Genomic DNA, 10,845 nt, shown 5'->3' with positions numbered 1-10,845 from the left:
GGGCCGGTCGACGTGCGGGCCGGTGGCGCGTCGCCAGCTGCCCCTGAGGCGCCGGCACCGCTGGTCGTGGGTGCCCCGGGCAGGGCGCAGGACTCGGTCATGCGGTCACCTCGTCGGCGCGATGGGTCGGTGCGGCGTGCTGGTCGGCGGGCCCGACCGCAGCCGTCAGGGCCTGGTCGAGGTCCCAGAGGATGTCCTCGACGTCCTCGAGGCCCACGCTGATCCGCACCAGGTCCTCGGGCACCCCCGCCGCGGCGAGCTGGTCGACGGTCAGCTGCTGGTGGGTGGTCGAGCCGGGGTGGATCACCAGGGTCCGTGCGTCGCCGATGTTGGCGAGGTGGCTCGCGAGCTGCAAGGCCTCGATGAAGGTGCGGCCGGCATCGCGCGCCGCCACGGTCTCGGTCCCGCGCAGCCCGAAGGCGAAGACCGCCCCGGGGCCGGCTGGCAGGTAGTGGGCGGCGCGCTCGTGGTGGGGGTGGCTGGGCAGCCCGGCCCAGGTGACGTACCCGATGCGGGGGTCGGCCTCGAGCCACTCGGCCACCACCCGCGCGTTGACCAGGTGGGCATCCAGGCGCTGGGGCAGGGTCTCGACGCCCTGCAGCAGCTGGAAGGCCGACTGGGCCGAGAGCGCCGGACCGATGTCCCGCAGCTGCTCCGAGCGCAGCTTGGTGAGGAACCCGTACTCACCGAAGTTCTCCCACCAGCTGACGCCCCCGTAGGAGGCCACGGGCTCGGTCATCTGCGGGAACTTCCCGTTCCCCCAGTCGAACCGGCCGCTCTCGACGACCACGCCGCCGAGGGTGGTGCCGTGCCCGCCGAGGAACTTGGTCGCCGAGTGCACGACGATGTCCGCCCCGTGCTCGATCGGCCGGCACAGGTACGGCGTGGCCAGGGTCGCGTCGACCACGAGGGGCAGCCCCGCGGCGTGGGCCACCTCGGCGAGCCCGGCCAGGTCGGTGATCTCCCCCGAGGGGTTGGCGACGACCTCGGCGTAGACGACCTTGGTCTCGGGCCGGATCGCCGCGGCGTAGTCGGCCGGGTCGGTGCCGGGCACGAAGGTCGTCTCGACACCGAAGCGGCGCAGGGTCACGTCGAGCTGGGTCACCGTGCCGCCGTAGAGCCCGGCCGAGGCGACCACGTGGTCCCCGGCGCCGACGAGGGCCGCGAAGGTGATGAACTCGGCGGACATCCCCGAGGCCGTCGCGACGGCGCCGATGCCCCCCTCCAGGGAGGCCATCCGCTCCTCGAAGGCCGCGACCGTGGGGTTGCCGATGCGCGAGTAGATGTTGCCGTACTTCTGCAGGGCAAAGAGGTTCGCGGCGTCGGCCGTGTCGTTGAACACGAAGGAGGTGGTCTGGTAGATCGGCACCGCGCGGGCGCCGGTCGCGGCATCAGGGACCCCGCCGGCGTGCAGGGCCCGGGTGCGGAACCCCCAGCGGCGCTCGGGTGCGGCCTCGGTCACGTGGACTCCTCGGTGGTGGTCGGGCGGGTCGGGCTGGCGGGGCTGGTGCCCGTGGCCGACCGTGCGGCGAGCACGGCCTCGATGCGGCTCACGGCGCGGGCGTCCTGCAGGGAGGTCATGTCTCCCAGGGTGCCTCCCGCGACGAGGTCGGCGAGCAGGCGTCTCATGATCTTCCCTGACCGCGTCTTGGGCAGGTCCGGCACGACGACGACGTCCCGGGGCTTGGCGATCGGTCCGATCTCCCGGGCCACGTGGGCGCGCAGCACCTCGGTCAGCTCGGTGGCGTGGCGCACCCAGGCCGCGGCGTCGTCGGGCTCGGCCGTGGTGCGGGCGGGGATCACGAAGGCGGCGACGGCCTGGCCGGTGGTGGGGTCCTCGACCCCCGCGACACCGGCCTCGCCCACGGCGGGGTGAGAGACCAGGGCGGACTCGATCTCGATGGTCGAGAGCCGGTGGCCCGAGACGTTGATGACGTCGTCGACGCGGCCCAGCAGCCAGATGTCGCCGTCGGCGTCGTACCGGGCGCCGTCCCCGGCGAAGAAGTAGCCCTGCTCGGCGAAGCGTGACCAGTAGGCGTCCCGGTACCGCTCGGGGTCGTTCCAGATGGTGCGGGCCATCCCTGGCCAGGTGCGGTCGACCACGAGGAAGCCGCCCTCGCCCCGTGGCACCTCCGCGCCCTGCTCGTCGACCACCAGAGCCGAGATGCCCGGGAGCGGTCGCGTGGCCGAGCCGGGCTTGAGGGTGGTGACCCCGGGCAGCGGGGCGATCATCGTCGCGCCGGTCTCGGACTGCCACCACGTGTCGACGATCGGGGCTCGGCCTCGACCGATCTGCTGGTGGAACCAGACCCAGGCCTCGGGGTTGATCGACTCGCCCACGGTGCCGAGCAGGCGCAGGGAGGAGAGGTCGTGCTCGGGGGGCAGGCCGTCCGGGAACCAGGTCATCAGGGTGCGGATCAAGGTGGGGGCCGTGTAGTACGTCGTCACGCCGTAGCGCTCGATGATCTCGAGGTGGCGCGCGGTGTGCGGGGTGTTCGGGGTGCCCTCGTAGATGACCTGGGTCAGGCCGTTGGAGAGCGGGCCGTAGATCTCGTAGGTGTGGGCCGTGACCCAGGCGAGGTCCGCGGTGCACCAGTGCACGTCGTCCTCGCGGGCGTCGAAGTGCGCCCAGTGCGTCCAGGACGCCTGGGTGAGGTAGCCGCCGCTGGTGTGCACCAGGCCCTTGGGCTTCCCGGTGGTGCCCGAGGTGTAGATGATGAACAGCGGGGTCTCGGCGTCGAAGGCCTCGGGCTCGTGGTGGGAGGAGGCGGTCTCGACGGCCTCGTGCCACCACACGTCGCGCCCCTCGGTCCACGGGACGTCGGGGGTCTGCTCGCCGGTGCGGCGGACGACCAGCACGTGCTCGACGTGGTCCAGGCCCGCGACCGCCTCGTCAGCGGTGGCCTTGGTGGGGACGGCAGCTCCTCGCCGGAACTGGCCGTCGCTGGTCACCAGCAGCTTGGCGCGGGTGTCCTGCACGCGGAAGCGGACGGCCTCGGCCGAGAACCCGCCGAAGACGAGCGAGTGGATCGCGCCGATCCGCGCGATCGCGAGCGTCACCACGACCGTCTCGGCCAGCACCGGCAGGTAGACGACCACGCGGTCCCCGCGGCCGATGCCCAGGTCGGTCAGGGCGTTCGCGGCCCGGGACACCTCGCGCTGCAGCTCGGCGTAGGTGTAGCTGCGGCGGTCCCCGCGCTCGCCCTCGAAGTGCAGCGCGACCTTGTCCCCGCGCCCCGCGACGACGTGCCGGTCGACGCAGTTGACGGCGACGTTGAGCCGCCCGCCGGAGAACCAGGTCGCCTCGGGCACGGTGAGGCGCTCGGGGTCCTCGGGGTCGGGCACGGCGGGGGACCAGGTGTGGGCGGTGTGCCAGGGCTCGGCCCACTCGAGCCGCTCGGCCGCCCGCTCCCAGAAGGCCACGTGGTCGGCCTCCGCCTCGGCGACCAGCCGGGCGTGGTCTGCGGGGCCGACGTTCCACTCACCCGCCGGCGCTGGGACGGTGCGTGCCTCGGTCAGCAGATTGGTGATGGTCGGGCCGGTGGTCGTCGGGCCGGTGGCCGCGGAGGTGCGGGCCGTGGTGCTGGTCATCGAGCTCGTCTCAGGTCGTCGTCATCTCGTGTCAGAACGTGGGGTACCCAGGGGCACCCCGGGTTCTGACACGAGCGTGGAGGGGAGGGGTGCGGTCAGAAGCGGCGCAGCAGGCGCTTCTCGACGACGCCGATGAGGGCGTCGGTCAGCTTGCCGATGATCGCGAGCATCACCAGGGCGAGCAGGATCCGGTCGGTGCGACCGTTGTTCGCCGAGTCGGTGAGGAGGAAGCCCAGGCCCATCGAGGAGGCGATGAGCTCGGCGGCGACCAGGAACAGCCAGGACTGGGCCAGGGCCAACCGGAGGCCCGAGACGACGGCCGGGGTCGCGGCCGGGAGCTGGACCCGGAGCAGGAGGGAGGTACCGCGCAGCCCGTACGCCCGGCCGGCCTCGACCAGGTGCTGGTCGACGTGCCGCAGCGCCGAGGCGACCGTCGTGTAGACAGGGAAGAACGCCCCGATCGCGATGAGCGTGACCTTGGAGTCCTCGTTGATGCCCATCCAGAGGATCAGCAGCGGCACCCAGCCCAGCGAGGGCACGGCCCGGATCGCCCCGAAGGTCCCGCTGAACAGGGCGTCACCCAGGCGTGAGAGCCCGACGAGGGCCCCCACGGCCAGGCCGAGCACCGCTCCCAGGGCGAAGCCGAGGAGCACCCGCTGGGTCGAGATCTGCAGGTGCTCCCAGAGGGTCGGACCGACGTCCCAGGTCGCGAGCTCGACGGCGGCCTGCCAGACGGCGGTCGGGGCGGGCAGCTGGTGCGGCGCGAAGAGCCCTAGCACCGAGGTCACGAGCTGCCACAGACCGAGCAGGACGACCGGGACGACGAGCCCGATCGCGAGGCGTCCCCACCGGCTGGCGAGGGGGTCGCGACGGTGACCAGACCGGCCGTCGCGGGCGTCGGGCCCGGTGCCGCCGCCCGGGGTGGCGGGCTCCACCGCCCCGGTGTCGAACTGGTTCAGACCGCGCAGCGGCCTGCCGTCCTTGTCGACGACGGGTCCGGTCCCGGTGCTCCCGAGGATCGTCATGATCGGCTCCTTCTGCCCCTGCTCGACGTGCGGTGGGTCGATCCCGTGCCGGTAGGTGATGAGGCCGGGGGCCCACCACCTCCTGGCACGGGATCAGGTCGCGGTCAGTCCGCGATGGTCGACGGGTCCGCCGCGGAGGCGAAGGTGTCGTCGAACAGGGTGTCGAGGGCCTCGTCGATCTGGTCCTGCGAGGAGACGTCCCCCGAGTCGACGAAGATCGGTCCGACCACCTCGAGGACCTCACGCTGGGCGTCGCCCGGGACGGGGTCCAGGTCGATCACGGTGCGCTCGATGATGACCTTCTCGGCGATCTCGAGGTCGATGCCCGCGACGTCGGCGAGGATCTGGGCCGTCTCCTCGGGGTTCTCGAGGGCCCAGGCGCGTGCCTTCTCGTAGGCGTCGAGCACTACCTGCGCGAGGTCGGGGGAGTCCGTGACGAAGGACTCGGTCGCGTTGAGGAAGCCGTAGGTGTTGAAGTCGATATTGCGGTAGATCAGCTCGGTGCCACCGTTGACCTCGCTGTCGGCCATGATCGGGTCGAGCCCGGCCCACGCGTCGACCGACCCGTTCTCGAGGGCCACCCGGCCGTCGGCGTGCTGGAGGTTCTGCACCTCGACGTCGCCGAGCTCGAGGCCGTGCTCCTCGAGGGTCTGCAGCAGGAAGAAGTACGGGTCGGTGCCCTTGGTCGCGGCGATCGACCGGCCGGCGAGGTCCTCGACGGACTCGATGCCGGAGTCGGTCGGGACGACGATCGCCGACCACTCGGGCTGGGTGTAGATGCCGATGGTGTGGATGGGCGAGCCGTTCGCGCGGGCCAGCAGTGCGGCCGAGCCAGCGGTCGAGCCGACGTCGATCGCGTCGGCCCGCAGCGCCTCGTTGGCCTTGTTCGAGCCGGCCGACTGGGTCCAGGTGACCGTCACGTCCTCGCCGAGGGTCTCCTCGAGCCAGCCCTGCTCCTTGATGATGAGGCTGAGCGGGTTGTAGGTGGCGAAGTCGACGTCGAGGGTGTCGGCGCTCCACCCCCCTGCCGTGGTGGCGCCGGCGGCGGGGGCGTCGTCGGTGGTGGCCGAACCCTCACCGGCAGCGCAGCTGCTGAGCATCAGGGCGGCGACGGCGGTCGTCGCGGTGACGGACAGTGCGGTGCGGATCCTCATGAGGGTCCCTCTCGTGGTGGTCGTGCTGGTGGGTCGCGCGGCCGGTCGGCCGTGCGAGGTCTGGTGGGGTCGGTCCCCGGCGTGGTGGGTCACGGGGTCGGGCCGGTCTGGTGGTGGGCATGGACGCCGAGGCCCTCGAGCAGCCCGACGCGCAGGTGCGCGAGCTCGGCGTCGCCGCGGTCCCGCGGGCGGGTGCCGGGCACCGTCACGATCGTGCGGACCGTGCTCGCCGTGCCGCGAGGCGCCCCCTCGGGCCGTCCGAGAAGGATCACGCGGTCGGCCAGGTAGAGGGCCTCGTCGACGTCGTGGGTGACCAGGACGACGGTGGTGGGCTCGGCGGCGTGCACGTCGAGGAGCAGGTCCTGCATGCGCAGGCGGGTCAGGGCGTCGAGGGCGCCGAAGGGCTCGTCGAGGACGAGGACACCGGGGTTGCGCGCCAGGGCGCGGGCGAGGGAGGTCCGCTGGGCCATGCCGCCGCTGATCTGGCGCGGGCGGTACTGGGTGCACTCGCCCAGACCGACCAGCTCGAGGAGCTCGGCGACCCGCTGGCGGCCGGCGGCCTTGTCCGTGCCGCGGGGGAGCCCGAGGGCCACGTTCTGGGCCAGGGTGCGCCAGGGCAGCAGGCGCGGCTCCTGGAACGCGACGGCCGAGCGCTCGTCGGTGCCGCGGACGGGCGTCGCGTCGACGAGGATCTGCCCGGCCGTCGGGGTGTCGAGGCCGCTGATCTGGCGCAGGAGCGTCGACTTGCCGCAGCCCGAGGCGCCGATCAGGGCGACGATCTCGCCGGCCTCGACCTCGAGGTCGACCCCGGCCAGGACGGGGGTGTCGCGCCCGCCGCGGTCACGGGCCGGGAAGGTACGGCCGACGTCGCGGATCGAGACCGGGTGCGCGGGATGGGTCCGGACGGTGGTGGGGGAGGTGATGGCCATGAGGGGTCCTCGGGGACGGCGCGACCGGCGCAGCACGACGAGGCTCCAGGCAGGGGGCCGGCCGGCTCACCAGGCACGGGGATGCGTGCGGGCGGGGCTGGGGGGAGGTGCGCTGGCCACCGAGGTCCGTCGTCGGACCAGACGTCTGCTCAGGCTCGGGGAGCGGGCAGCGCGTCAGGCGCCAGCGCGTGGCATGCAGCCACACATCGAGGGCAGCATCGGCCGCGCCATCGTCATGTCACGGTGACAGAGCATCGGCGCAGGCCTCCTTCCCTCGTAGGTCTCACATGGTGAGACGGTTCGCTCAGTCCTTAAGACTGCACTGCGACGTTAACCGCGCGAGTGCCCGCGCGGCAAGGGGTGGACAGGGAACTGCTCACATGCCGAGACGAGAAGAGCCCGCCTCCAGGGAGGCGGGCTCGAGGACCGGTCGGTCCGGGGTGTCGGACGAGGCGGCTCGTCGGTGCAGACGCCCCGGCGGGGGGCGCGCAGGGCCTAGATGTAGATGGCCGGGTCCTCGACCAGGTCGGTCACCGGCGAGTGCTGGGGGCGTCGCCGCACGACGGCCGGCACCCCGACCGCGACGGTCCCCGCAGGGACGTCCTTGACGACGACCGCGTTGGCGCCGATCTGGGCGCCGTCCCCGATCCACACCGGGCCGAGGATCTTCGCCCCGGCACCCACCACCACGCCGTCACCCAGGGTCGGGTGCCGCTTGCCCTGGCGCATGGCCCGTCCGCCCAGGGTCGCGCCGTGGAACAGCACGACGTCGTCCCCGACCAGGGAGGTCTCGCCGACGACGACACCCATCCCGTGGTCGATGAAGAGGCGCCGACCGAGCTGGGCCCCGGGGTGGATCTCGATCCCCGTCGCCGCCCGCACCGCCTGCGAGAACAGGCGGGCGGGCAGGCGCAGGCCCGGTTCGCGCCACATGCGGTGCGCGACACGGTGCGCCCACACGGCGTGGACCCCGGGGTAGCCCAGGGCGACCTCGACGCGCGACCGCGCGGCGGGGTCCCGCCGTCGGGCGGCGTCGAGGTCCTCACCCAGCAGGGCGAGGAAACGGCGCAGACGCAGCATGCGGGCTCAGTCCAGGAGGTCGGCGTAGAGGATCGACGACAGGTAGCGCTCGCCGAACGAGGGCACGATGACGACGATCAGCTTGCCCGCGTTCTCGGGCCGCTTGGCGACCTCGACCGCGGCGTGGATCGAGGCGCCCGAGGAGAGACCCACGAGCAGTCCCTCGCGCTCGGCGGTCTCACGGGCCACCCGCACGGACGTCTCGGCGTCCACGTCGATGACCTCGTCGTAGACCGAGGTGTCGAGGATCTCGGGCACGAAGTTCGCGCCGATGCCCTGGATCTTGTGCGGGCCGGGCTGGCCGCCGTTGAGGATCGGGGACTCGGCCGGCTCGACGGCGATGATCTGCACGCCGGGCTTGCGCTCCTTGAGCACCTGCCCCACCCCGGTGATGGTGCCACCGGTGCCGATGCCCGCCACGACGATGTCGACCGCCCCGTCGGTGTCCGCCCAGATCTCCTCGGCGGTCGTCGCGCGGTGGATCGCCGGGTTGGCCTCGTTGGCGAACTGGCGGGCCAGGACGGCGCCGGGGCGCTGCCCGACGATCTCCTCGGCCTTCGCGACGGCGCCCTTCATGCCCTCGGCCCCCGGGGTCAGCACGAGCTCGGCGCCGAAGGCCCGCAGCAGGGTGCGGCGCTCCTTCGACATCGTCTCGGGCATGGTCAGCACGACGTCGTAGCCGCGCGCGGCCCCGACCATCGCCAGGGCGATGCCGGTGTTGCCGCTCGTGGCCTCGACCACGGTGCCGCCGGCGGGCAGCTGACCCGAGGCCTCGGCGGCGTCGATGATCGCCACGCCGATCCGGTCCTTGACCGAGCTGGCCGGGTTGTAGAACTCGAGCTTGGCGGCGACGGTCGCGCCGGCGCCCTCGGTCACGCGGTTGAGGCGGACCAGGGGGGTGTTGCCAACGAGCGCGGTCACGTCGTCGTAGATGCGGGCCATGGAAGTCCTCGTCTCACTGGGCGCCTGGGGCGCGGTGGTCGTCGGGTGGAACGGTCGTCCGGGCGTGGGCATTCCACGTGGACGATCCTGCAGGGTCCTGCCTCCGGGTGCAGGTCGGCGCCGGGGGCGCGCACGGGGCCGAGCGCTGGTGGGCCGTCGAAGGACGGCGGGATGACCGCGGGGGTCAGGGCCAGCGCTCTACAGACACCGACACGACGGGGCGCCGACCGCGGCGCGCACCAGGACGGAGGTGGCGAGGGTCATCGCTGGTCCTTCCGTCGTCGTAGGTGACTGACGCTAGCGGCTCGGACGCGCCGTCGGCAATGACGACGGTCCGTGGAGCGGGCGACGGGAATCGAACCCGCGTAGCCAGTTTGGAAGACTGGGGCTCTACCATTGAGCTACGCCCGCACGGTCCTCGGAGCCCCGAGGACGGCGCGCACCAGGGTACCCGGTGCAGGCCGGTGCCCACGCCCGAGCGCCGGGGGGCCGCCGCCGCCCCGGCGCCCGAGCCTGGGTCAGGGTCCTGACCCGACCTCTCGGGTCAGGTCAGGACCACGTGCTCCTGGGTCAGGCCGCGATCCTGCCGAGACCCGTGAACTCCCAGCCCGCTGCCCGCCACGCCTGGGCGTCGAGCTTGCCGCGGGCGTCGATCACCCGCGCGGTGGCCGTGAGAGCCGCGAGACGTCCGGCGTCCAGGGCGACCAGCTCGGGCCACTCGGTGAGCAGGAGCACCACGTCGGTGCCCTGGACGGCGTCCTCGGCCGAGGCCGCGTAGCCCAGCGTGGGGAAGGTCCGGCGCGCGGTGTCCGAGGCCTGCGGGTCGAAGACCGTGACCTGGGCGCCCCGCAGGTGCAGGGCCGCGGCGACGTTGAGCGCGGGGGAGTCGCGCACGTCGTCGGTGTCGGGCTTGAACGCCGCCCCGAGCACGCCGATGCGCCGGTTGAGGACCGAGCCCCCGCAGGCCTCGGTGGCCATGGCGATGACGCGCTCGCGCTGGCCCATGTTGATCTCGTCGACCTGCTGGAGCAGCCGTGAGGCGTGGTGCGCCCCGAGCTCACCCGCACGGTGCATCAGGGCTCGGATGTCCTTGGGCAGGCAGCCGCCGCCGAAGCCGAGACCGGCGTCGAGGAACTGCCGGCCGATGCGGGAGTCGTGCCCCAAGGCGTCGGCCAGCACCGTCACGTCGGCCCCCGCCGCCTCGCACACCCCGGCGATCGCGTTGATGAACGAGATCTTGGTCGCGAGGAAGGCGTTGGCGCTGACCTTGACCAGCTCGGCCGTGGGGAGGTCGCAGCTGATGAAGGGGGCGCCCTCGGCCACCGGCTGGGCGTAGACCGTGCGCAGCAGCTCCTCGGCACGGGCGCTCGCCCCGCCGACCACGACGCGATCCGGGTGCAACGTGTCCTGGACGGCCTTGCCCTCCCGCAGGAACTCGGGGTTCCACACCAACTCGGCCCGCACCCCCGCGGGGGCGGCGTCGGCCAGGAGCCCGCGGAGCCAGCTGGCGGTGCCCACCGGCACGGTCGACTTGCCCACGATCAGGGCGTCCCCGACGAGGTTCTCGGCCACCGCGCGGACCGCGGCCTCGACGTGGCTCAGGTCCGCCGCGTGGCTCGTGGCCTGCTGGGGGGTGCCGACGCACACGAAGTGCACGTCGGAGGAGGCCACGGCGTCGGCCACGTCGGAGGTGAAGCGCAGGCGACCGCTCTCGACCTGCTCGACGAGGAGCTCGTCGAGCCCGGGCTCGTAGAACGGCACCTTGCCCAGGCTCAGGGCGGCGACCTTGGTGGGGTCGGTGTCGAAGCCGACGACCTGGAAGCCCAGGGCGGCCATCGCCGCCGCGTGGGTGGCCCCGAGGTACCCGGTGCCGATGACGCTCAGCCGCGGCGGCTGCGTGGCCTTGGCCGAGGTGCGGGAGGTGGACTTGCGGGCAGGTGCGGGACGGTCAGGCACAGGAGCCTCCAGTGGGTGCGGTGGTGCAGGTGCGGCCGGTGACGGACCGCGGCTGGGTGGTGCGGGTGGCCGTGCGGGTGGTGGAGCGTCGCGGTTGACCGGGGTCCAGGACGGCTCGCGCCCCGGTGGGCCCGCTCACGGCCGGGCCCCTGCGGTGGCCGCGGGCTC

At 73.1% G+C, this 10,845-nt stretch carries 8 protein-coding genes and 1 tRNA gene; all 9 read right to left on the bottom strand.

All coding sequences use genetic code 11. The annotated features are described in order from the left end of the window. Positions 1 to 97 precede the first annotated feature (97 nt). The 9 genes from L0B03_RS08435 to L0B03_RS08395 all read right to left on the bottom strand — a co-directional run bounded on the left by L0B03_RS08435 (position 98) and on the right by L0B03_RS08395 (position 10,677). Positions 98 to 1,462: an O-acetylhomoserine aminocarboxypropyltransferase/cysteine synthase family protein gene (locus tag L0B03_RS08435; protein WP_250445369.1), complete on the bottom strand. Its 1,365-nt coding sequence runs from the start codon at positions 1,460 to 1,462 to the stop codon at positions 98 to 100. Next, positions 1,459 to 3,591, bottom strand: a complete 2,133-nt coding sequence (gene acs, locus L0B03_RS08430; protein ID WP_250445368.1) for an acetate--CoA ligase — start codon at positions 3,589 to 3,591, stop codon at positions 1,459 to 1,461. The genes L0B03_RS08435 and acs overlap by 4 nt, the downstream gene beginning before the upstream one ends. Positions 3,592 to 3,686: 95 nt before the next feature. Next, positions 3,687 to 4,616, bottom strand: coding sequence for an ABC transporter permease (locus L0B03_RS08425; protein ID WP_250445367.1), 930 nt, complete (start codon positions 4,614 to 4,616; stop codon positions 3,687 to 3,689). A gap of 104 nt (positions 4,617 to 4,720) precedes the next feature. Next, positions 4,721 to 5,770: an aliphatic sulfonate ABC transporter substrate-binding protein gene (locus L0B03_RS08420; protein WP_250445366.1), complete on the bottom strand. Its 1,050-nt coding sequence runs from the start codon at positions 5,768 to 5,770 to the stop codon at positions 4,721 to 4,723. An 89-nt stretch (positions 5,771 to 5,859) separates the two neighbouring features. After that, the gene (locus L0B03_RS08415; protein WP_250445365.1) at positions 5,860 to 6,699 is read right to left on the bottom strand and encodes an ABC transporter ATP-binding protein; all 840 of its coding nucleotides are present in this window, start codon (positions 6,697 to 6,699) and stop codon (positions 5,860 to 5,862) included. Between the two features lie 495 nt (positions 6,700 to 7,194). Further along, positions 7,195 to 7,779 carry a serine O-acetyltransferase EpsC gene (gene epsC, locus L0B03_RS08410; protein WP_250445364.1) on the bottom strand — a complete coding sequence of 195 codons (585 nt, stop codon included), beginning with the start codon at positions 7,777 to 7,779 and terminating at the stop codon, positions 7,195 to 7,197. A 6-nt stretch (positions 7,780 to 7,785) separates the two neighbouring features. After that, positions 7,786 to 8,721, bottom strand: a complete 936-nt coding sequence (cysK, locus tag L0B03_RS08405; protein ID WP_250445363.1) for a cysteine synthase A — start codon at positions 8,719 to 8,721, stop codon at positions 7,786 to 7,788. Positions 8,722 to 9,058: 337 nt separating this feature from the next. Then, positions 9,059 to 9,132 (bottom strand) — tRNA-Gly (locus L0B03_RS08400). Positions 9,133 to 9,291: 159 nt separating this feature from the next. Then, positions 9,292 to 10,677 carry a UDP-glucose/GDP-mannose dehydrogenase family protein gene (locus L0B03_RS08395; protein ID WP_374204918.1) on the bottom strand — a complete coding sequence of 462 codons (1,386 nt, stop codon included), beginning with the start codon at positions 10,675 to 10,677 and terminating at the stop codon, positions 9,292 to 9,294. Positions 10,678 to 10,845: the final 168 nt, after the last annotated feature.

Origin of the sequence: Actinotalea sp. C106 (genome assembly GCF_023630195.1) — a bacterium.
Taxonomy (GTDB): Bacteria; Actinomycetota; Actinomycetes; order Actinomycetales; family Cellulomonadaceae; genus Actinotalea.
The sequence above is the reverse complement of the archived record's forward strand: the minus strand, read 5'-3'. Positions and strand labels throughout refer to the sequence as shown.

Excerpts from the sequence above, each read along its gene's own strand:
- L0B03_RS08420 (WP_250445366.1), bottom strand. The coding sequence starts at position 5,770 with ATGAGGATCCGCACCGCACTGTCCGTCACCGCGACGACCGCCGTCGCC.
- cysK (WP_250445363.1), bottom strand. The coding sequence starts at position 8,721 with ATGGCCCGCATCTACGACGACGTGACCGCGCTCGTTGGCAACACCCCC.
- acs (WP_250445368.1), bottom strand. The coding sequence starts at position 3,591 with ATGACCAGCACCACGGCCCGCACCTCCGCGGCCACCGGCCCGACGACC.
- L0B03_RS08415 (WP_250445365.1), bottom strand. The coding sequence starts at position 6,699 with ATGGCCATCACCTCCCCCACCACCGTCCGGACCCATCCCGCGCACCCG.
- epsC (WP_250445364.1), bottom strand. The coding sequence starts at position 7,779 with ATGCTGCGTCTGCGCCGTTTCCTCGCCCTGCTGGGTGAGGACCTCGAC.
- L0B03_RS08425 (WP_250445367.1), bottom strand. The coding sequence starts at position 4,616 with ATGACGATCCTCGGGAGCACCGGGACCGGACCCGTCGTCGACAAGGAC.